General features: G+C 60.1%; 15 protein-coding genes and 1 pseudogene. 6 read left to right on the top strand and 10 right to left on the bottom strand.

The window, feature by feature from the left end; all coding sequences use genetic code 11:
• The first annotated feature begins 127 nt into the window (after nt 1-127).
• Nucleotides 128-3,976 (top strand): beta strand repeat-containing protein, encoded by a 3,849-nt coding sequence (locus ACKVY0_RS00900; protein ID WP_409212893.1) that lies wholly within the window; start codon nt 128-130, stop codon nt 3,974-3,976.
• 103 nt (nt 3,977-4,079) lie between these two features.
• Nucleotides 4,080-6,110: a DNA gyrase/topoisomerase IV subunit A gene (locus ACKVY0_RS00895; RefSeq protein ID WP_409212892.1), complete on the top strand. Its 2,031-nt coding sequence runs from the start codon at nt 4,080-4,082 to the stop codon at nt 6,108-6,110.
• 2 nt (nt 6,111-6,112) lie between these two features.
• Here the strand turns inward: ACKVY0_RS00895 and purB are convergent, their stop codons facing one another.
• Nucleotides 6,113-7,540 (bottom strand): adenylosuccinate lyase, encoded by a 1,428-nt coding sequence (purB, locus tag ACKVY0_RS00890; protein ID WP_409212891.1) that lies wholly within the window; start codon nt 7,538-7,540, stop codon nt 6,113-6,115.
• 425 nt (nt 7,541-7,965) lie between these two features.
• Here purB and ACKVY0_RS00885 point away from each other — a divergent pair, with 425 nt between their 5' ends.
• A complete protein-coding gene (locus ACKVY0_RS00885; protein WP_409212890.1) occupies nt 7,966-8,535 on the top strand; it encodes a response regulator in 570 nt (189 codons plus the stop codon).
• Nucleotides 8,536-8,593: 58 nt separating this feature from the next.
• On the opposite strand, the gene ACKVY0_RS00880 is transcribed toward ACKVY0_RS00885, so the two are convergent.
• Nucleotides 8,594-9,532, bottom strand: coding sequence for an amidohydrolase family protein (locus ACKVY0_RS00880; protein WP_409212889.1), 939 nt, complete (start codon nt 9,530-9,532; stop codon nt 8,594-8,596).
• Nucleotides 9,533-9,645: 113 nt separating this feature from the next.
• Here ACKVY0_RS00880 and ACKVY0_RS00875 point away from each other — a divergent pair, with 113 nt between their 5' ends.
• Entirely contained in the window at nt 9,646-10,245 is a 600-nt protein-coding gene (locus ACKVY0_RS00875) for a TIGR00730 family Rossman fold protein (protein ID WP_409212888.1), read from the top strand.
• 6 nt (nt 10,246-10,251) lie between these two features.
• On the opposite strand, the pseudogene ACKVY0_RS00870 reads toward ACKVY0_RS00875, so the two are convergent.
• The 3 genes and pseudogenes from ACKVY0_RS00870 to ACKVY0_RS00860 form a co-directional block, all read right to left on the bottom strand.
• Nucleotides 10,252-10,599 (bottom strand): annotated as a pseudogene (locus ACKVY0_RS00870) (carboxynorspermidine decarboxylase); the annotation flags it as partial.
• Between the two features lie 1,701 nt (nt 10,600-12,300).
• Complete coding sequence (locus tag ACKVY0_RS00865; RefSeq protein WP_409212887.1) at nt 12,301-13,395, bottom strand: PfkB family carbohydrate kinase; 1,095 nt, start codon at nt 13,393-13,395, stop codon at nt 12,301-12,303.
• A 42-nt stretch (nt 13,396-13,437) separates the two neighbouring features.
• Complete coding sequence (locus ACKVY0_RS00860; RefSeq protein WP_409212886.1) at nt 13,438-14,400, bottom strand: phosphoglycerate dehydrogenase; 963 nt, start codon at nt 14,398-14,400, stop codon at nt 13,438-13,440.
• Nucleotides 14,401-14,589: 189 nt separating this feature from the next.
• Between ACKVY0_RS00860 and ACKVY0_RS00855 the strand changes: the two genes are divergently transcribed.
• The gene (locus ACKVY0_RS00855; protein ID WP_409212885.1) at nt 14,590-15,819 is read left to right on the top strand and encodes a serine hydrolase domain-containing protein; all 1,230 of its coding nucleotides are present in this window, start codon (nt 14,590-14,592) and stop codon (nt 15,817-15,819) included.
• Between the two features lie 11 nt (nt 15,820-15,830).
• Here ACKVY0_RS00855 and ACKVY0_RS00850 read toward each other — a convergent pair whose 3' ends face one another.
• Nucleotides 15,831-16,661, bottom strand: coding sequence for a LamG-like jellyroll fold domain-containing protein (locus ACKVY0_RS00850; protein WP_409212884.1), 831 nt, complete (start codon nt 16,659-16,661; stop codon nt 15,831-15,833).
• 123 nt (nt 16,662-16,784) lie between these two features.
• Nucleotides 16,785-18,227 carry a decarboxylating NADP(+)-dependent phosphogluconate dehydrogenase gene (gene gnd, locus ACKVY0_RS00845; protein WP_409212883.1) on the bottom strand — a complete coding sequence of 481 codons (1,443 nt, stop codon included), beginning with the start codon at nt 18,225-18,227 and terminating at the stop codon, nt 16,785-16,787.
• Between the two features lie 173 nt (nt 18,228-18,400).
• Between gnd and ACKVY0_RS00840 the strand changes: the two genes are divergently transcribed.
• Nucleotides 18,401-18,730: a DUF4339 domain-containing protein gene (locus tag ACKVY0_RS00840; protein ID WP_409212882.1), complete on the top strand. Its 330-nt coding sequence runs from the start codon at nt 18,401-18,403 to the stop codon at nt 18,728-18,730.
• Nucleotides 18,731-18,735: 5 nt separating this feature from the next.
• Here the strand turns inward: ACKVY0_RS00840 and ACKVY0_RS00835 are convergent, their stop codons facing one another.
• The 3 genes from ACKVY0_RS00835 to ACKVY0_RS00825 all read right to left on the bottom strand — a co-directional run bounded on the left by ACKVY0_RS00835 (nt 18,736) and on the right by ACKVY0_RS00825 (nt 22,442).
• Nucleotides 18,736-19,539, bottom strand: a complete 804-nt coding sequence (locus ACKVY0_RS00835; protein ID WP_409212881.1) for a DUF4058 family protein — start codon at nt 19,537-19,539, stop codon at nt 18,736-18,738.
• Between the two features lie 50 nt (nt 19,540-19,589).
• Nucleotides 19,590-20,888 carry a PQQ-binding-like beta-propeller repeat protein gene (locus tag ACKVY0_RS00830; RefSeq protein ID WP_409212880.1) on the bottom strand — a complete coding sequence of 433 codons (1,299 nt, stop codon included), beginning with the start codon at nt 20,886-20,888 and terminating at the stop codon, nt 19,590-19,592.
• Between the two features lie 348 nt (nt 20,889-21,236).
• Nucleotides 21,237-22,442, bottom strand: a complete 1,206-nt coding sequence (locus ACKVY0_RS00825) for a hypothetical protein (protein WP_409212879.1) — start codon at nt 22,440-22,442, stop codon at nt 21,237-21,239.
• Nucleotides 22,443-22,495 lie beyond the last annotated feature (53 nt).

The raw sequence follows: 22,495 nt of genomic DNA, 5'->3' as shown, positions 1-22,495 counted from the left end.
CGAGCGATGCGCTGATCTCTTTGCGTGCGCTTTACCTGACGCCCTCACGCTGGAACCACTTCTGGCAACAGCACTCCCAGCCGTCTGCTTCTTCGCTTTAATCTACATCATTCCGGCGACGCACCCGGTGCTGACTTATGATGCGGCGAGTGCGACGGATGATTCCGGCCTGGTGCCGACGATCAGCTACTCACAGGCCAGCGGCACGCTATTTGCCGCCGGTGTGACGACGGTGACGATCACGGCGACGGATGCGGCGGGAAATGCGGCGACTTCCACTTTCACGGTGACGGTCAATCTGGTGAACCATATGCCCAGCTTCACGAAGGGCGTGGACAGATACATCTACCTCGGCCTGGAATACCCCGTGAACGAGGTGGTGAGTCAAAGCAACTGGGCGACGGGCATTGATGATGGCGACAGCCCGGTGACGCAGTCGCTCACGTTCAACGTGACCAACGACAACAATGCCCTCTTCACCACACCGCCCGCCGTGTCCAGCACCGGCACGCTCACCTTCACGCCTAACGGCAACTTGGGCATCGTGACGGTCTTCGTCACGCTCACGGATGACAACACGATCAACGGCACCGCCGCGCTCACCACAGCGGCGCAGGCCTTCACCATCACCTTCACCGACAACGGGGGCAGTCCCGTGGTCACGGTTTTGGGCGGCACGACCGCTTTCACGGAGGGCGCGGATGCGGCGTCCACTCCTGTGGTTGTGGCTGGCACCATCACGGTCACGGACCAGGACAGCACTAGGTTCGCGAGCGCCACGGTTTCCATCGCGGCGAACTTCCAGTCCGGGCAGGACGTGCTCGCGTTCACCAATGACGGCTCGACCATGGGTGACATCACCGGCAGCTACGACCCGGTCATGGGTGTGCTCGAGCTGACTTCACCCTTCCCCCACGCCACCATCGCGCAATGGCAGCAGGCGTTGCGTGCAGTCACCTACATGAACAGCTCCGACACCCCCGGCACCTCGACGCGCACGGTCCGCTTCGTGGTGAGAGACAGCAGCCTGAGCCCTGGTGCGGGCACGAGGAGCCTAAGTGTGACCGCCGCGAATGACTCGCCGGTGGCCACGGTGCCCGCGAGCATCGCCATGACTGTAGATGCGGCAGGCGCGCTCACGGGCATTTCGTTTGGCGATGTGGATGCTGGCAGTGGCACGGTGGGCGCGGTCTTCACCGTCGGCTCGGGCACGTTAAGCGCGACCTCCGGCAGCGGCGTCACCGTGAGCGGCTCGGGCACGGGCTCGCTGACGCTTGCTGGCACCATCACGAGCCTCAACGCCTTCATCGCCGCGAGCCGCGTGACTTTCATCACCGCGCTCAACGCCACTGGCAACGTCACGCTCACGTCGGCCATCAGTGACAACGGCAACACCGGCTCGGGCGGGGCAAAGAGCGACAGCGACACGACAACACTCACGATGACGGTGAACACCGTGCGCACCTGGCTAGGCGGCGGCAGCGCGTGGGATGACAATGCCCGCTGGAGTCCAGGCCAGCCTGTGAGCGGTAACAGCATTGTCTTCGATGCCAGCGGTACGGGCGGGCCGTCGGCGGGCACGCAAACAAGCTCGCTGGAGGCAATCCGCCTCACCGGCGACTACGATGGCAGTGTGGTGATGCAGGCGGCCTCGACCACCGCGTCGTCGCTGGAGCTTTCCGCGACTGGCGCGGCGGTGCTCGATCTGAATGGCAAGACGCTGACAATTACCGGCGATGTCGTCTGGTCGAGCGCGACGGCATCCATCGCGCTCGGAGGCGGCAATCTCGTGCTGCTGGGCAATCTGACGACGTCCGGCGGCGGCGTGGTGAACATCACTGGCGCGGGCACCGTGACCTACAGCACAGGAGTCAGCCGCACGCTCACGCTCGTGAACGCGGGCAACGCGGTGGCCGGCACCCTCGTAAAACAGGGCGCGGCCCCGCTGGTGCTGGCGGGCAGCGGCGCGGCGCTGAACCTCGGCGGGCTGAGCATCCTCGCGGGCATGCTGGATATGAACGGCAAGACGCTCAACGTGGCAGGTGCGCCGGTGATCAGCGGCGGCAGCCTTTACAACGCCCCCGGCTCCGTATTGAACTGCGGTGGCATCGTCGGAGATGGAGGCGACTACCAGCCCGGCGGCGGCACGCTGAATTTCAACACAACAGGCACTTGGTCCGACAGCACCGGCTTTGAGGACTTCGGCACGGTGAATCTCACCGCAGGTGCCAATGTCACGCTCGCAGGCGATGTGCGTTGTTCGGCGCTGAATGTGCAAGGCGGCACGGCGAGCGCGGTGGTGCTCGCTGGACGGACGTTGAACGTCACAGGTAATGTCACCTGGAGCAGCGCGGCGACGGCTGCCATCACAGGCGGATCTGGCAGGCTCGACATCGGCGGGAACCTCACCGCGACGGGCGCGGGTGTCATTCAGATGAATCAAACCGGTTCCAACGCCGTGCGGTTCAACACCGCAGGGGCCAAGGTCATCACACTCGCCAATCCTGGCAACATCATCGCTGGAGCACTGGTCATCGGCACGGGGATCACAGCCACGTCTGTCTCATTCACAGGCAGCGCCAGCGACCTCGCGCTCGGCTCGCTCACAATCAATGGCAGCGCCACGCTCAGCAACGCGGCGGCGAAGCAGATCAGCATCACTTCCGGCATGACGCAGAGCGGTACCTACAATGCGGGAGCCGGATCGCTCCTCTTCACCGGCACGGGAAGCCTCACCGACAACGTCGGCACCAACCTCGGAGCGGTCACCAAGAGCATGAGCGGCACACTCACTCTCGCAGGCAGTGCTACGACGCTTTTTAGCTCGCTAACCATCACAGCGGGCAATGTCACGAACTCCAGCGCCCATGTCGCCACCGTCACGGGAGCCGCCAGCATCACCGGCAGCCTCAGCAACACGGGCGGTGCCACATTCACCACATCTGGCACCTTCACCGTGAATGCCGGTGCCCTTGTCACGAACTCCGCCGCCACCATGAACTTCGGCGGCAATGTGACCTTCAACGCCGGTTCCAGCTACACCGGCACCGGCAGCGCCAATTTCACCGGCACCACGACCTTGCGTGATGATGCTGGCGTCAGCTTGGGCAGCGCGGTCACTGTCTCTGGCTCCCTCACTCTCAGCGCCGCCAGCACGCAGCCCGTCACCTTCAACGCCCTCACCCTCAACAGCGGTGCCACACTCAACACGAACGGCAAAACGCTTCAGATCAACTCCACACCGGTCATCAACGGGGACCTCATCAACTCGCAGTCCGCAGGACTCGTTATTACCCGTGGCATCAGCGTCAACGCGGGTGGCAGTTACACCAGCGGCGGCACGTTGCGCTTCAGCGGCAGCGGCGGTGCCTGGACAGGCAACGGCGGTGCCAGCTTTGGCCGCGTCGAGCTTGCCGCCGGCTTCCGTGCCACTCTCACCACGAACATCAACTGCTCCATGCTGCTTCTAGGCGGCATTCAGCAGCCTGCTGGCACCCACGGCAGCACCGTCTCAGCCGCCGCCAACACCTCGGACGCCTATTTCTCCGGCACCGGCCTCACCACCGTCGCCAACGGCCCGACACCACTCGTAGCCTGGGCGCAAAGCTTTGGCCTGACCGATGTGACCCCTATTGGCGATCCCGACCTCGACGGCATCCCGAACCTCCTCGAATTCGCTTTCGGCATGCAGCCCGCCAGTGCCAGACGCGGCTCGTTGACCTACTCCGTCAATGTCATCACGACCGGCGAGCCAGTGGCATCCGTGACCAACGCGATCTTTGTCCGACGCAAAGACTACCTCACCGCAGGATTGACCTACACTGTCGAATTCAGCCCCGATTTGACGACTTGGACGCCCGCAAGCACTACACCCGACGTTTTGGCCGATGACGGCATCCATCAGGTCGTCAGCGTGCCGATGCCCACCGGACAAACCAGGCACTTCTTCCGCATCGTCGTCTCCGGCGGGACATGATCCATGCTGAGGCCGGATTTTCGGTTTGCGCAGACCCGATTGAGTTCCTAATAGAACGTTTCGATTCGTTCCCTGTTCGACCTCATTCCGTTTTTCTCCCGCCGTGGCCAAAAAGTCCTCCAAAAAATCCGAAGAAGCCTTCTCTCCCATTCTGCCCTCCGCCGCCCCGGTGGAGCACAAGCCGGTGGACACGCTCTACAGCGACTGGTTCCTCGACTACGCCAGTTACGTCATCCTCGAGCGTGCCGTGCCGCACATCAACGACGGCCTGAAGCCGGTGCATCGTCGCATCTTGCACAGCATGGATGAGCTGGAAGATGGCCGTTACAACAAGGTCGCCAACGTCGTCGGTAACACGATGAAGTATCATCCGCATGGTGATGCCTCCATTGGCGACGCAATGGTGCAACTCGGTCAAAAAGACCTGCTGATCGACACCCAGGGCAACTGGGGCAACACGCTCACGGGCGACAACGCCGCCGCACCGCGCTACATCGAAGCGCGGCTGTCCAAATTCGCGCTGGATGTCGTGTTCAGCCCGAAAGTCACCGAATGGGCCGCCTCGTATGACGGCCGCAACAAGGAGCCGGTCACGCTGCCGGTGAAATTCCCGCTGCTGCTCGCACAGGGCGTCGAAGGTATCGCCGTCGGCCTCTCCTGCCGCATTCTGCCGCATAATTTCATCGAACTGTGCGATGCGAGCATCGCCGCGTTGCGTGGCGAGGAATTCAATCTGCTACCTGACTTCATCAGCGGCGGCATCATGGACGCCACCGACTACAACGGTGGCATGCGCGGCGGTCGCATCCGCGTGCGGGCCAAGATCGAGGAAGGCGCGAAGAAAAACCTGCTCGTCATCACCGAGATCCCCTACGGCACCACCACGGGCAGCGTGATGGACAGCATCGTCGCCGCCAACGAGAAGGGCAAAATTAAGATCGCGCATGTGGACGACAACACCTCCGACAAGGTCGAGATCGCCGTGCAACTGCCCGCCGGCACCGACACCGAACAGACCATCCAGGCATTGTATGCCTTCACCGACTGCGAAATTTCTCTCTCACCAAACGCGGTCGTCATTCAAGACGACAAACCGCGTTTCATGAACGTGAACGACCTGTTGAAGGCCAGCGCGGAGAACACCAAAAAAATCCTCGGCGAGGAACTTGGAATCCTGCTCGGCGAACTGAATGAGAAATGGCATTTCAGCTCGCTGGAGAAGATTTTCATCGAGAACCGCATCTACCGCCGCATCGAAGAAGCCGAAACCTGGGAGGCCGTCATGGAAGCCATCTGGAAAGGCCTGAAACCCCACCTCAGCGTGCTCAAACGCGAGGTCACCAACGACGACGTAGCGCGTTTGACCGAGATCAAAATCAAGCGCATCTCGAAGTTCAACAGCTTCGAAGCGAACGAACACATCCGTGAACTGGAGGAAGAGATCGAACAGGCGGAGAAGTTCCTCAAGGGTCTCACCAAGTACACCATCCGGCACTTTGAAGAGCTGAAGAAAACCTACGGCGCAGGCCGCGAGCGCCGCACCGTCATCAGCGGTTTCGACCGTGTCGCCGCCGCCGAGGTCATCATCCAGGGCGAGACGCTTTACCTTAACGCCAAGGACGGTTTCGCCGGCACCAGCCTCAAGCGCGAAGGCGATCCCGTCTGCAAATGCTCGCCGCTCGACGACGTGATCTTCTTCACCAAGGACGGCACCATGAGCGTCACGAAAGCGGCGGCGAAGTTCTTCGTCGGCAAGAACCCGCACTACATCAGCCTATTCAAGAAGGACGATGAGGCTGTTTACACCATGATCTATCGCGATGGCCGCCAGGGCAGCCTCATGGCGAAGCGTTTTCGCGTCGGCGGTGTCACCCGCGACAAAGAATACGCCCTCACCAAAGGCTCACCCGGCTCCGCCGTGCTCTACTTCATCCGCCACGAGACCGAAGATGAGTCCAACGCACAGAACCTCGTCATCCACCTCAAACCGGCCCTCTACCTGCGTAATCTCACGCTGAAGTTCCCGCTCAACTCCATCGCCATCAAAGGCCGCGAGTCGCAGGGCAACATCATCACGAAACACAGCGTGGATCGCGTGGTGCGTGAGCCGAAAACCGGCGAAGCAGCTTCGTAGGCTTACAAGATCACGCCTGGCTGATAGGCCGCCGCTTGAGGGAACTCGACGGCGATGGTGTTCACGCGAGCACAGAAGGCATCGACTTGCTGAGGGGCATCGCCCGCATTTGCTTTACCTGCGGCGACGAGACGCTGCATGTCGTCGGCGGTGAGGTGGAGGCCGGGGTCTTGCGTAAGGCGGGTAAGGAGGTCGTTTTCGCGAACCTTGCCAGTGCGTAGATCACGGGCGACGGCGACGGCGTGATGCTTGATGGCTTCGTGGGCAGTTTCGCGGCCAGCGCCTTTTTTGACCGCCTCCATCATGACGGTGGTGGTGAGCAGGAAGGGCAGATAGCGCATGAGTTCCTGCTCAACCACGGCTTCAAAAACTTCCATCTGGTTGAGGACGGTGAGCAGCGTCTCCAGCAGGCCGTCCATGGCCAAGAAGGCGTCCGGCAGCATGACACGGCGCACGACGGAGCAGGAAACGTCACCTTCGTTCCACTGATCGCCAGCGAGACCTGCGGCCATGGCGAGGTAGCCCTTGAGGATGACGTGGAGACCATTGATGCGCTCGCAGGAGCGGCTGTTCATCTTGTGCGGCATCGCGGAGGAGCCGACCTGGCCTTTGGCAAAGCCTTCGGAGGCAAGCTCATGTCCGGCCATGAGGCGCAAGGTACGGGAGAAGCTGGACGGGCCGCTGGCGACCTGCACCAAGGAGGCGATGACCTGCAAGTCCAAGCTGCGCGGATACACCTGACCGACGGCGTTGAGCGAAGCTGGCATGCCGAGGTGATGCAGGATGCGATTTTCGAGTTCGCTGGCCTTGGTGGCGTCGCCATTGAAGAGGGTGATCTGATCCAGCCGAGTGCCAACGGCCCCTTTGAGGCCACGAGCCGGGTAACTGGCGATCAGTGCCTGCAAATCACCGAATGCGATGAGCAATTCCTCGCCGAACATGGCGATGCGCTTGCCGAGGGTGGTGACTTGCGCGGCGACGTTGTGCGTGCGGGCAGTGAGCGGGATGTCGCGGGTTTCGGCGGCACGGCGGGCCAGTCCGGCGAGTGCAGCGACGCTTTTGGCCCGTACCTCTAATAGAGAACGGAATACCTGGAGCTGCTCCACGTTCTCGGTGAGGTCGCGGCTGGTCATGCCTTTGTGCAGGTGCTCGTGACCGGCGAGTTCGCAGAATTCGTCGATGCGAGCCTTCACATCGTGCCGGGTGACTCGCTCACGTTGCATGATGGAGGCCACATTGACCTGATCTTTGACCTTCTCATATGCTTCGATCACGCCATTCGGCACGCCGATGCCCAGATCACGCTGTCCCTTGAGCACGGCGATCCAGTAATCCCGCTCCAGTCTGACTTTTCCCTCAGGCGACCAGAGGGCGCGCATGGAGGCAGTGGCGTAGCGTTCAGCGAGGACGTTGGGAATCGAATCAGACATGGGACTTTTCATCTAAATGAAGGGATGCGTCTTGGCAAATCGGATGCCTCTCACATCTCTTCCATAGCCTATGCACTCCAAAAGCATCATTCGCATTGCAGAGAGTCATCGTAGTTGCCATGACGAAGGCGAATTATAGCGTGCACTGGCTCTATCCTGCACGTTTGATTCTCTATGTTCTGGCTTGAGGCTATTTGTATGAATCTCTTCAGGATTTCCGAAGTTTTTCAAACACCACTCACTTTTGGTTTGCATTTGTGACTATAATTCGCAAATCTATCAATTATCCCCAACCTCTCATTTCCCTGAACACGGAAAAACACCTTGTAATAATAGAAATTATAAACTAGCATCACTCGCAACCAACAAACGCGACTCAATTTCAATTTTTGAAGCCCGATTTCAAGACTCACTCCACTAACCTTATGGCCGATCCAGCAGCACCCGAACTCATGACAGTGAAAGAGACTGCGGAGTATCTCCGCATTCCCTTGCCCACTGTTTACTATCTCGTGCAGCGCGGGCAGTTGCCTGCCGTGCAAATCGGTGGCCGCTGGCGCATCAAGCGCAGCCTGCTCGACCGGGATGTGCTGCGCAAAGAGGAGGAAGCTGGCCAGCCCACCGTCATGGTGGTCGATGACGACCCTGCCCTCCAGGCTCTGTTCAAGCAGTTCCTCAAAAAAGCCGGTTTTGGCCGCCTTGTGGTCGGTTCCGGTGCGGAAGCCATCACTATGGCGAAGAAGCAAAAATTCGATTTCGTCTTCCTCGACCTCAAACTGCCGGACATTCCAGGTGACGAAGTTTATTCGCAGCTCAAGGGGCTTTATCCAGATCTGCCTATCGTGGTCATTACAGGATACCCCGACAGTGAAATCCTCAGCCGCATCCTCTCCCACGGCCCGGTCACAGTGATCAAAAAGCCGATTGAATACGATCAGCTCAATCTCGCCGTGAAACAGCTCGGTCACAAAGGCGCGGCAGAAGCTGCAGCATAATCACACGACCTCCCTTCCAAAGACCCCGTCAGTGTTCCTGACGGGGTTTTTTGTGGTTTCAAACGGATGCCGAGGAGAAGAACACCTTGTCCGCCGTGCCGCGTAGCATCCACGCCTTGTCCTGCTCGCTGAGGAAATCGAGACGGTCGCGGATCAGCGCGATGGAGTTGTGGTAATTGTGACCTGGATCAACTTGGAACGGGCAGTCGCTGGCCCACATCACGCGTTGTGGACCAAAAACGTCTCTCACCTGCCGAATCAGCGGCCCCATGTCGAGATACGGCGCTTTCTTGGCTCCCAAGGCATAGAACGCGGATGCTTTGACATGCGTCTTTGCGTGACGTGCGAGGCGCAGGAGATTTTTCACCTCGTCGGCTTTCGGCGCTCCCGCCATGCCAAGACGCGCGAAATGGTCGATCACTACGCTGGTGTCGGGATACCATTCGCACATTTTGTCGATCAACGGGAGCGTGTCGGGATTGATCAGCGGACAGACACTCACTTTGAGGTCAGCAGCGGTCCTCCACAACGTCGCCATGCCCGCTGATCCGATCCACTCAGAGAGGTTCTTCTCTTTGCCGGCATTGATGCGGAAACCCCGCACACCTTGTTTCACCAGATTGCGCATTGTGTCAGCGAGTCCTTCCGCATGCTGGTCCACGATCGCCACGCCGCTAAAAACACCTGGATGCGTTCGCATCACATCTAGCATGTAGCGGTTGTCCTGCTGGTAGTAGCTCATCTGGATAAGCACGATGCGGTTCACGCCTTCAGGTTTGCAGTGGGCAAAAAGTTGTTCCGGCGTAAAGCTCGGCGGCCGCATGTCGCTGACGGCATAACCACGCGCCAGCGGGTATTTCTGCACGTCGGGCGTCCACACATGCACATGCGCGTCGATCCAATTGCCGCGGCTCAATCCCGGCAGCGAACAACCAGTCAGCGTGGCGGCGGTGGCTAGAAATGAACGGCGGCTCAAAGTGGCAGGCGTGGATGTCATGGCGATGATGGTAATGAAAATCGGAGCTTCAACGCAAGCACGATGACATGTTTTTGCAGGTTTGTGGTTTTCAAAGCCGCCAGACTGCGCTTTCGCTCCCCTCACTTCCCTGCATGAACACACTAAAGCGCATCGCCGTCTATTGCGGCTCGAATCCCGGCCTTAATTCCGCCCACAAGGTGGCCACGCTGGCTTTGGGCGATGATCTCGCACGTCAAGGCGTCGGCATTGTTTATGGTGGCGGCAATGTTGGCCTCATGGGCGCTCTGGCAGATGCCGCACTTGCCGCAGGCGGCGAAGTCATCGGCGTCATTCCAGCCTCGCTCATGGCAAAGGAACTCGGCCATGGCGGCGTCACCCAGTTGCATGTCGTCGGCACCATGCACGAGCGCAAACAGCTCATGGTCGATCTCAGCGACGGCTTCATCGCCCTGCCTGGAGGCTTCGGCACGCTGGATGAATTGTTCGAGACGCTGACCTGGCTGCAGCTCGGTTTTCATGACAAACCCGTTGGCCTGCTCAACGTCGGCGGCTTCTTCGACGGCCTGGTCGATTTCATCCACCACATGTGCCAAACCGGCTTCCTCAAACCCGAGCACGAGCAGTGTGTGCTCGTCGAATCCTCTCACGCACGTCTCCTCGAACGCATGCGCGCTTTCCAGCCGCCGCAGCTCGGCAAATGGATGGAACAGATGGTCCAGGATGCGCGTTGACCCCGCTCAAGAAAGCCTGTTCTTGAAATCCTCGTAACCAAACCGCCGCACCACGCGATATTCCTTTGTCGCCGGATCATAGATCGCGATGTCAGGATGCGGCACGCCGTTGAACGTCGTCGTCTTCACCATCGTATAATGCGCCATGTCAGCGAACACTAGCCGCTGACCGATGCGCAACGGCTCCGGGAACGAGTAGCCCTGCAGCACATCACCCGCGAGACAGGACATGCCTCCCATCTTGTATTCGTGTGGATATTCGCCCGGCAAGCCCGCGCCGAAAATGTGCGGACGATATGGCATCTCCAGCGTGTCCGGCATGTGCGCTGTGGCCGAGATGTCGAGGATGGCGGTCGGAAGGACGCTGTCACAGCCTGGAGTGTCTGCCGCCACCGCTTCGGGGATGTCGTCGAGTGTGATGCCGAGGATGTGAACGTCGATCGGGAAAATACGACCGCAAGAGTCAATAAAAACGTTGGCCGGACGTGCGTCCGCGATGGTGAGACCTGCCGCGCTGGCAAATCTGTTCGTTCCGCTTCGGCTGAAGCCGAACGGCTTGAAATAATCAGCGATTTCTTCCTCCGAGGCGTTTCTGCCGACAATGAAGGGCTGGCTACTGAGCAGGCGGACACCCTTCATTGTTTCGATGACTCCTTCGAACCTCCAATCCAGGCCGAACATGCTGCCGCCGGCCAGCATGTTCTCCAGGTAGGCGGCCGCATCACCGCGGCCTCCAAAGTTGGGCGGCTGGGTGAGTTTCAGCGCCCGACCAGCGGATTCATGGGCAAAGACATCATGCTCAAAGCCGCCCTCAAAGGATTCGAGGTTTTCGATCAGCGTTACGACCGAATCTTCGGCGACAAGCCAGCCATACTCTTTTGCCCATTGAAGTATGGATTCGGTCTCGGTGCGGAGCCGTTGCGCCGCATCTGGATGATCAAGTCTGCCAAGGGCAGCATGGAGGCTGCCGCAGAGTGCGCGCGCTGCGCTTCGAGCATCTTCCGGAGTTCGATAGGCGAAAGGACGGGCAGTTTCTTTGTCATGGGAGAGACTATCGCCAGTTTTTTGAGTGACAACCATGGATTTCCTGACCCCCACGATGTCCTGCACCTCCGCGATGAGATAACCCGTGTTCAAACCCGCCGCTTCACCCGGCTCGATGTAAACTTCCTTGCCCCACTTCTCGCGAAAGGTGCGCAGCACGCGCACCAGACGCTCCACATCGTAATCATTGCGCGTGATGTGATGTCCGCCGCCCATGTTCACCCACTGCACCTGTTCCAGCAGTCGCGGAAACCGCGCTTCAACGGCGGCCACGGTGCGTTCGAGGACATCGGAGTCCTGCTCGCACAGCGCATGAAAATGCAGGCCCTCGATGCTGCTCAAATCCTCGCCTTCGAGTGCATCGGCACGGATGCCGAGCCTGCATCCCGGCGAACAGGGGTCGTAGAGCGACACCTCAACCTCAGAATGCTCAGGATTCACGCGAATACCCGGGCTGGGCGCATGACCGGCGGCTTTCGCCGCCTCCAGCATCGGTTTGAACTGCCGAAACTGCGCCAGCGAGTTGAAGCTGAGGTGGTGCGAGATCGGTATGATCTGACGCATTTCCGCTTCCTTGAACGCAGGCGCATAAACATGCACTTCTTTGCCAAACTCTTGCGCCAACAGCGCTTCGTTTAGTCCGCTGGCACAACAGCCGCTCAAATACTCGCGCATCAGTGGGAACACGCTGAACATCGAAAACCCCTTCAAAGCCAGCAACACCTTGGCACCCGACTCAGTCTGCACGTGGCTGAGTTTCTCCATGTTTTTGCGCAGCAGCGCCAGATCCACCACATAGGCGGGCGTTTCGATGGCGTTGATGTCGAAGGCCGGATACGGCTGCTCGTAAACGTGGGGAGGCGTGAAGTCCGTGGATGCCATGGGGCGCGGAGAGTAGCGGCTCATACCGGCCTCGCAAGAGTCTCTCGTGCGTTGTTCACGCTTCAGCGTGACAAAACGCACACAGACACATGCTAGAACTGGAACGACGCACAGGCGGAGACGCCGGTGTTACCGCACGACACGTGCGCCTGCACCAACGATCGTCTTTTCGACTTCCTTGCGGGTCGCCATTGAGGTGTCACCGGGGGTCGTGGAGGCGAGGGCGCCGTGGGCAGCTCCGTATTCGACCGCCTTCTGGGCGTCGTTGAACTCCATGAAACCGAACTGCACGCCGGAGGCGAAGCTGTCGCCGCCGCCGACGCGGTCGAGGATCTCGAGGCCGGGATACTGGCGGCTCTCGTGAAACTTCCCGTCGTGCCAGAGAATGGCGCTCCAGTCGTTCTTGGTGGCGGTGATGACGTGACGCAGCGTGGTCGCCGCGACCTTGAAGTTGCTGAACTCCTTCACGGCGGTCTCGATCATCGCCTTGAAAGCATCAGTCTCGATGTGGCCAAGCGTTTCCTGACCTTTGACGGCGAAGCCGAGCGACGCGGTGAAGTCCTCCTCGTTGCCGATCATGACATCGACATACTTCGCGATCTCGCGATTGACCTCCTGCGCCTTCTTGAGGCCGCCGATGGTCTTCCAGAGCGATGGGCGATAATTCAAATCGTAGCTAACGATCGTGCCGTGCTTGTTGGCAGCCTTCACGGCTTCGACGGTCAGTTCAGCGGTCGTGGCGGAGAGCGCGGCGAAGATGCCGCCGGTGTGAAACCAGCGGACGCCGAGTTTGCCGAAGATATGATCCCAGTCGATGTCGCCGGGCTTGAGCTGCGAGGCAGCGGTGTTGCCACGGTCGGGATTGCCAACAGCACCGCGAATGCCGAAGCCGCGCTCGGTGAAATTCAGGCCGTTGCGGACGGTGCGGCCAATGCCGTCATCCTCGCGCCACTTGATGAAGTCGGTGGCGACTCCGCCCTGCATGATGAAGTCCTCGATGAGATGGCCGATCTCGTTGTCCACGAAGGCGGTGACGACGGCTGTCTTGTAGCCGAAGCACTTCCTCAAACCACGCGAGGTGTTGTACTCGCCGCCGCCTTCCCACGCTTTGAATTCACGGGCGGTGCGGATCCGGCCCTCGCCGGGATCGAGACGGAGCATGACTTCGCCGAGCGAGATTTGATCGAAGGCGCAGGTTTCGCGAGGTTTAATGGTGAGGCTCATGGTTTGGGAAAGGGATGATGGTTGGATGAAGGAAACTGCAAATCAGAACGGGTTGGCGCGGGCGATGGGCTCTTTGCCGGCGAGGAATCGCGTGAGGTTTTCCACGGCGCAACTGGCTTGGCGCTGCACGCTTTCGTGCGTTCGGCTGCCGATGTGCGGCGTGAGCACGGTGCCGGGGAGGCCGAGGAGCGGATGATCGGCGGGCGGCGGCTCCTGGTCGAGCACGTCGGCACCGTAACGAATTTTGCCAGCCTTGATGGCCTCGACGAGCGGGGCGAGCGAGATGAGTTCGCCGCGACCAGTGTTGACGATGACGGCACCGGATTTGAGCAGGCCGATGCGACGGGCGTCGATGAGGCCCTTGGTCTTTTCGGTGAGCTTGGTGTGGAGCGAGATGAAGTCAGCCTGTTTGAGGCCCTCGTCGAGGTCTTCGACGCGCTCCAGGTCATACCAGCGGGCGAAATCTTCCTCCCAGTAGTTGGCGTAAACGAGAACACGCAGGCCGAAAGCGCGGGCGCGGATCGCGACCTCCTTGGAGATGCGGCCAAGGCCGACGAGCAGGAGCGTCTTGCCGCAGAGTTCGTTGCCGGTGATGCGCGTCCAGTTACCGGCAGCGACGTGATTGGCTTCAACCACGAGGTTGCGGACGACGGCGAGCAGGAGGGCAAAGGTGTGCTCGGCGACGGTGGTGTGGTTTACACCGGGCGTGAAGAGCACGGGCACCTTGAGGTCGGTGGCGGCCTTCAAGTCGATCTTGTCGAGGCCGATGCCGTATTTCGAGATGACCTTGAGACGTGGCAGGGACTTTTGAATGACGGCACGGGTGAATGCATCGTCTCCGCAAAGATAGGCATCAAAATTGCCAGCAAGCTCCAACATGCGGCTCTCAGGAAGCGGGCCACGCTCGCGGACGATCTCGAATCCGGTCTTGTCCAACATGCCGTGATGGATGCCGGGAGTGTCCTGGAATGACGTGGTGGTAAGGAGGACGCGGGCGGTGCTCATGAGGAGAGGCTGGGACGGATTCTGGGGTTGGGTTGGAGGCGATTTCATAGCGGGGAACAGGTCCGCTGCAACCCACATGCCACACATTGTATTCCCCGCCAGCATCCCACGCCATGAACAGACGCGACGAACGCACCGGGCCAGCGGCTTTTGCTGGCAACACAAACTGATCCCGTTCATGCTGATCGCATGAATGCCAAACTGCTCGCCACGCTCATTTTCACCACCGCAGCACTCCACGCCTCCGACACTTACTTCCCGCCACCTGACAGCGAAGGTGGCTGGCGTGAGGCGAAGACAGAAAAAGCCATGCGCGAGCAGGCTGGCATGGATTTGGTAAAGTTGGAGCCTGCTTACACGATCACGGAGCGCTCCACCGGCAATGGCGGCCTCCTCGTCGTCCACCAAGGCTATCTTGTCTTCGAGCGCTACTTCGGTCGCGCCAGTCGCAACGCAAATCCCGACATGGCCTCCACCGGCAAGGGCTTTTGCAGCATCGCCTGCGGCATCATGCTGAATGAGTTCAAAGACAAGATTCCCGAGGGCCTCGACACGAAGGTTTTCACGGAAAAATATCTGCCGCAGGCCTTTCCGCTGAATGATCCGCGCAAAGCGAACATCACGCTCGGCCAGCTTCTATCTATGACTGGCGGTTACTGGGGTGAAGGGCAAACGCCGACCGGCTACGTCAAAGGCGATCCGAAACCGCAGCAGCTCAAGGCAGTGCCCGGCCAGAACATCAAGGATCTCGACAAGTCCTCGCTCGATGTGCCGCTGTGGTGTGATCCCGGTGCTGGCTACTCGTATTCCTCCCCTTCCCCGCACATCGCCAGCATCGTGCTGCGCAATGTGAGCGGCATGGAGTTGAAGGATTTCATCAACGAACGTCTTGCCAAGCCGCAGGGCTGGGGCGCGTGGGATTACTGCCTGCATCGCGGTGATTTCGTCATGCCCCATGCCAACGGCGCCGGCAGCACCGCGCTGCATGCCACCGATGCGCTGCGTTTCGGCTACTGCCTCGCCCAGCAGGGCAAGTGGAAGGGCCAGCAGCTTGTTCCGCCCGACTACATCAAGAAGTGCCAGACGTGGAGCCCCTACAATCCGCACACTCCGTTCAGTCTCCAGTTCGAGCACAACGCCGACGGCCATGTCGCTGGAGCACCGAAGGATGCATTCTGGAAATCCGGTGCGGGCGGCTTCTGCCTCTACGTCGTGCCTTCGCTTGATTTAGTGATCTACAAACTCGGCGGCAAAGACGGCCAGTATGATCCCACGCTCACCCGCATTCCCCAGCCCGAGCAAAAACATGACCGCGACAACTGGCAGCCCATCCCCGGCAACGCCTTCATGGAAGGCAGCGGCGCCGCTTCGCTCGGACGTGTGCTGGAGATGGTGTGTGCCGCTGTGCGGATGGAGTAAATCCACTCACATCAGCGCAAACTCGCCACACCGCCTTCGAGTTTGAACAGCCGTTCCACCTCCGCATCGCTCAGCGCACGATCAAACACCGCCAGATCGTCCTGATGGCCGACATAGGAGGCTCCGAGCACCAGTGCCACGCTCGCTGGATCCCAGCCGAAGGTCAGATCCCAGTTCTCGATGCGGCCTTGCAGCTTGCCATTGAGAAAGAGACTGCCACTCGGCTTCCCAGCCTTGTTGTTCACGTTCGAGAGCGTGAAGACCACATGCGTCCAGGCATCCCGTGTGAAGGGCGGCTTCGCCACCTGCACCATCGGACGTTTCTCGAAGGGAATGTCCGCCCACGGCACGTTCGTCGGGTTCCAGATGGGAAACAGCGGGCGCACCGCATAGCGGAAGAAGCGCGGCGTCTCGTCTTTTGAGAATTCCAGGAAGATGTAGCCCTTCTTTACATCGTCACCCGTGATCTGCACCGGATCGCAGTAGCCTGGCTCAAGATCTTCATCCGGCGTCAGCCGCAGCCACACTGATACCGTCGTGCTCCATGACTTGTCATTGTAGCCCAGCACGTTCACGCCGCTGAACTGCGGTCGTGTGGTGCCCTTTTTCGGAAAGTGAATGCAGCCGCCAAACTTCCCGCCGGTGGTGACGAGTTTCACCTCGTCGTTCGGCACGCAGGGCACGAGATCTTTGCCGTTCTTGATCACGCAGTCCTTGCTGCCCGTGCTCAGGTCGGCGTTCAGCGAAGCGTCGAAGGATGCGTGGAAGACGAGGGCGGATTTGAGAGCGTCCTGCGCAAGGAGCGGGGAAGCGAGGCTGAGGAAGAGTGCGATGAATTTCATAGCGGGAGAAAAACGCACTCTGAGGGCATGTTTGCATAAAAAAGCGGCTGGTAGCGCCAGCCGCTTTTTGAGATGAAGAACGGGCTGCTGCAAAGCCGCGAAGCGATCCCTGAACGACGATCGTTAGCCAATCACCTCCGGCCACTCCGTGTGGAACATCTGTCCCTCAGGCTTGTCCGTGCGCTCATAGGTGTGGGCACCGAAGAAGTCGCGCTGAGCCTGGAGGAGGTTCGCGGGGAGGCGTTCGGCGCGGTAGCTGTCGTAGTAGCCGAGGGAGGCGCTGAACGCGGGGCATGGGATGCCGTTGAGCGTGGCGATGGACACCACTTCGCGCCAGTTCTGCTGGGTCTGGCTGAGCACGTCCTTGAAGAACGGATCGAGCATGAGGTTGGCGAGGCTGGCGTTGGTGCGGTAGGCGTCGGTGATGCGGTTGAGGAAGCGGGCACGGATGATGCAACCGCCGCGCCAGATGCTGGCGATGCGACCGAGGTCGAGGCCCCAGTTCTTCTTCTCGCCCATGGTTTTGACGAGGTCGAGGCCCTGCGCGTAGCTGATGATCTTGGAGGCGTAGAGGGCGTCGTGAACTTTCTTCACAAGGTCGGCCTTGGCGGTGGTGATGTTCACCTTCGGGCCGGTGAGTTGCGTGCTGGCGGCTACGCGTTGCTTCTTCTGCGAGGACAAAATACGCGCTTCGACAGCGGCGTTGATGGTGCTGATGACGACGGCGTTTTCGGCGGCGTTCATGAGCGTCCATTGACCAGTGCCCTTCTGGCCGGCCTTATCGACGATGAGTTCGACGACGGATTTGCCGGTCTCGGGATCCTTCTGTTCGAGGGCTTTGCCGGAGATCTGGATGAGGTAGCTCTGCATGTCGCCCTCGTTCCATTCGTTGAAGATGGCGGCCATCTCGTCGGTGGTGAAGCCGGCGTGCTTAAAGATGTTGTAGGCTTCGCAGATGAGCTGCATGTCGCCGTATTCGATGCCGTTGTGGATCATCTTCACGTAGTGACCGGCACCGCCGGGACCGATGTGGATGACACAGGGCTCGCCATCGACCTTCGCGGCGATGCTTTCAAAGATGGGCTTCATCACTTCCCACGTCGATGCAGGGCCGCCAGGCATGATGCTTGGGCCTTTGCGGGCACCCTCTTCACCGCCGGAGACGCCAGCACCGATGAAGCGCAGGCCTTTATCGGCAAGGTAAGCGTCGCGACGCTCAGTAGTCTGGTAGAAGCTGTTGCCGCCGTCGATGATGATGTCGTCCTTGGCGAGGAGCGGGATGAGCTGCTCAATCACAGCGTCCACGGCGTCACGGTCGCTGTCCTTCACGGCAGTGGATTTCACCATGATGTGGATCTTGCGGGGCAAAGCGAGGCTATCGACGAACTCTTCGAGGGTCTTGGCGCCGACGAGGGCTTTGCCGGGATGCTTGGCGAGGAATTCATCCGTCACGCTGGTGGTGCGGTTATAGACGCTCACCTGGAAGCCGCGGCTTTCGACGTTGAGAACGAGGTTTTGGCCCATCACCGCGAGGCCGATCAATCCGAAGTCACTTTTTTTGCTCATAATTTGGGGCGGCAGACATAACCGCCCCCTCCGCCTTGGCAAAGGAGATTTTGCTCATGGCTGGCATGAGCGGGATTGATGGAACGGGCTGCATTTCGTGATTGTGCCACCGCAGTGAATTCGGCTATGCCTGCTGCGATCGCAATCCAACCTCAGCGCCCCCTCAATGCCCCATGCAATTCCACGTCGCCCAAAATGGCGAGAAAACCGGCCCGTTTGACCGGGATGAAGTCTATCGCCGCCTCGTCGTAGGCGAACTCAAGCCCACCGACCTCGGCTGGCATGAGGGCTTGGCCGAATGGGAGCCGCTGTCAAAACTGGTCCCGCCGCAGGCACCGCCGCTCACGGCTTCCACGCCGGTGTTCGCGCCTGCCGCACTGCCGCTGCATCCATCTGCGGCTGAAGCACCAGGCACCTCTGGTCTGGCCATCGGCAGCCTCGTCTGTGGCATGGCTCACCTTGATGACTCTGTCGAAGTCGTTCGTGGCGTTTTCAGGCATTGAGCTTGTCAGCCCAGCCCTGCGGTCTTGAGGCAATCATTCGCCCATGCCGCATCCTCCGCAGACAGCGGCGGTGAGAGCGGAGCGCGATAGTCAAGCTTCCAGTAGCGGCCGCTTTCATAGCAGCGGTTAATCAGCGCCTGAATGTCGAGCGGCACATCAGGATCAGTGTGGCGCAGCGGAATGCGGATGACGGGCAGTTTCTGCCGCAGCGGGCAGTCATAGTATTCGCGACGGCGCGGATAGGCAGGACGAGTGGTGCAGATGGAATAGTGCTCTTCCTTGCGACGGCGCTCCTCACGCTCCTCATACTCGGTGCCGCGCAGATTGACCGTGAGCGCCCCCTGCCGCAGCAGATCAATCTCCACCACGTTAACGCCTGCAGCGAGGTAATCGCCACGCTTGAAGGTGTAATCATCACGCTGAGTGGTTTTGTTCGTCGGGCTGAGCACTTCGATCACGGTGATCAGCTCTCCGTGGTCACTGTAGATGCTGACCCAGCGATTTTTTTCTTCGTCAGCTTCCAGCAGTTCCGGCTCGGTGACGGTGAGCACCTGGGCGCCTGGATCAGGTGACCACACAGGCGGCAGGCCATGCTTCCAGCGTTCATCACTCAAAATCGCTACATCAGGTATGAAGTGGCGGGACTCACTGCCGCTCACATCAATGCGCAGTTCGCCTTTGGCCTGCAGGTCGTCCGGCAGTTCGCTTCCCAACAGTTCTCGAATGTAGGCGATCAGCGTGAGATGCACATCCGGCCAAGTCCGTTCCATGAACGGATTCATGCCTGGAAATGGGTTTTGCTTGTTCATTAGGCAGACTTTGACCCAAGATCACAGATGCGCAACGCTGTAGGCCCACCTCACGGCACCGGCTGCCCCTTGGCACCGATGCAATAGAGCGAATTGGCCGTGCGGACGAAGAGACGCTTGTCGCCGATGGCGGGAACGGAGTTCACGGGGCCGTCGAGCTTGCTGGCGGCGAGTTTTTCGAACTTCGTACCGGCCTTGATAACGATGAGATCACCCTGCTGGCTGGCGCAGAAGATTTTGCCGTCGCCAGCAACGGGGCTGCTGAAGAACTTGGCGCTGCCGGCGGTGCCTTCGACACGCTCTTCATAGATGACCTTGCCGGTCTTGAACTCAACGCAGCGCAGGATGCCGCCGTCGCCGAGGAGATACATGTTGTCGCCGATAACGAGCGGTGAAGGCACATAGGGCAGACCTTTGGGAATATCGAAGGCCACGGACGCTGGTTTGCCACTCTTGAGGTCGAGCGCGGCGATTTCCTTCACACCGCCGCCGGTGCCGAACGTGCAGAAGTAGAAGTCATCGCTGAGCACGCCGGAGCCGAGGCTGCGCTGGCTGTAGCCGGGGTTGTGCTGCCAGTTGATCTTGCCCGTCTTGAGGTCGATGCCCATGACGCCGCTGCCGGTGTCCGCACAGATCACTTCTTTCTTACCGTTCTTTAAAGCATGCACGACCGGCGTGGAGAAGGTGTTGAGGCAGTTGGGGATTTCGAGTTTCCACACCTGTTTCCCCGTCTTGGCGTCGAGACCGACGATGCAGGCCTTCCACTTCTGCTGCGCGGGATCTTCGGTGTAAATTTTGCCGTCGCGCTGCCAGTCGAACTCACTGCGCACGATCATGATGCCATCGGCGACGATGGGCGAGATGCCGGTGCCGTGCTCGTGGATGTAATCGGCCACATGATCGTTTTTCCACACCAGCTTGCCGGCGTGATCCAATGCGAGAGCCTGGATGTTCGTGCCGGTGCTCCAGTTGATGTAGATGCGTTCGGCGTCGATGAAGGCGGAACTGCTGGCGAAGGTGTTGTAGGTCTTGTGAATCTGATGCGGCACGAACTCCTCCTCATGCCGCCAGAGTTCCTTGCCGTCTTTGCCGGAGAAGGCGATCACCGCACGCTTGTTCGCGGCGGTTTCGGCCGTTACGACGACCATGTCGCCCCACAGCACCGGCGAAGACCAGCCTTTGCCCACCGGCACCTTCCACAGCGTCGTACTGTCATCGACCACGGATGGCAAACCGGTGGTTTCAGCGAGGCCGGAACCATTCGGACCACGGAAACGGCTCCAATCAGGAGCGGTGAAGGCGGTACTGCTGATGCCGAGGAAAAGAAGGAGGGCGAGGTTGGACTTCATGCGGCCAGTAGAACGATGCATCCGGCGCGAAGCAATCGCGAAATCGCACGGCTCCGAAAGTTGCGTCAACTGAGCAGTCCCCGCCCCTTGGGAGACGCTGATAAATGATGCACCGCCGAGATTCGGAGAACGCAGAAGGGGGCGTCGCAGGAAGAATGCAGGATGAGTGTGGCGTTAGCCCGCTCGTCTTTTGGGCGGCCGCTGGCCGGGCGAGCGCTCAAGAGTCGGGCGGGCTGTCGCCGCACCCGACCTACGACATCATTCCAGCGACACACCCACGCAGAGGATTGATTCGGAAAGATTTTTCTCCGCGTTCACCAAATCTCGGCGGTGTAAATCCGTGTTTCCTCAGACAACGGTATCGTCAACAGTCTTGGCGGTCGCAGGTGGAGAAACCGCCACTTCAGGAGCAGACACAATCTCAGGCGCAAGCGTTTCAACCACAGTCGATGGCCCTGCCTCCACGGCTGGCGCTTCTTCAGCCACAACAATTGGAGCAACTTCAATCACTGGCTCTGGCATTTCAGTGACAAGAGCTGGTTCGACCTCAACCGCTGTCACAGGTGCTTCAGTCACCACGGGTGCAGGCGGCGGTGCTTCGACCTTCGGTTCTTCTTTGACTACCACTGCTTGCTTGTTCGCAGCCTCCAGCGCCTCGCTCAGGCGGTATTCAAGTTCCGCAATCTTGTAGCCGTCTTCGCGCGTGCGCTTGCGCGACTCGGTTTCCAACTGGGCCAGTTTTTCTTCGAGATCGCGCACCTTTTTGTCGGTGGAGGCTGTACTGGCCGCAGCACCCGGCGTGGGAGCCGATGCCAGGCCAACGGCGTTCATGAATTCCTTCTGCACCATCTCGACGCGAGCCTCGGCGGCCTTCAATCCGCGCTGAAGCTGGACAATCTTCGCTTCGGCCTGGTGATTGGCTTCGCGGGCCTTCACCAGTTCACCTTCGATGCCGCCGGCGGCGGCATAAGCGGCATGTTCGGCATGCACCTTCTTCAATTCGACTTCGCACTCGATCATCTCCGATTTGTGCTTGAGCAGCAGATCCTGCGCATCGGCGAGGCGCTTCTCCATGTCGGCGGCACGGGCGTTCGTGGCCTCGATGGCCTGATCCTGCGCCTTCACGCGGCCCTGCTCGGCGGCCAGCGCGGTTTCGAGATCCTTGATGCGAGACTGCGTGGGCAGGAGTTGCGCGGCGAGTTCGCGTGTCGCGGCGAGTTCGCTCTCCAGTCGCGTGATCTGCTGCGAAGCATCATTCCCACGGCGGTCGGCCACTTCACGATGCGTGGCAAAGCGCTGTTCGAGATCGGCGTAGCGTGTGCCGGCTTCGGCACTGGCTTTTTTGTCCGCCGCATTCTGTGCCGTGGCCTTGGCCTGCTCAGCTTGCAGCGTCGCCTCGGCTTCGGCACGTTGTTGTGCCAAAGCGGCAGCGGCTTCGGCCTGATGGCGCTTGGATTTGCTGCGCATCACCAGCCAAGTGACCAGTGGCGGCAGCAAGAGGATGGTCGCGGCGATACCGGCGACCTGTTGATCAAGCACAATAGGGCCGGTCATGGCGAGCGTTGCTGTTGCTGACAAAATTCCTGCAAACATGGGCTTATACATCC

It is taken from the genome of Prosthecobacter sp. (assembly GCF_046154365.1).
Taxonomy (GTDB): Bacteria; Verrucomicrobiota; Verrucomicrobiia; order Verrucomicrobiales; family Verrucomicrobiaceae; genus Prosthecobacter.
This window is presented reverse-complemented; position numbering and strand designations above follow the sequence as displayed.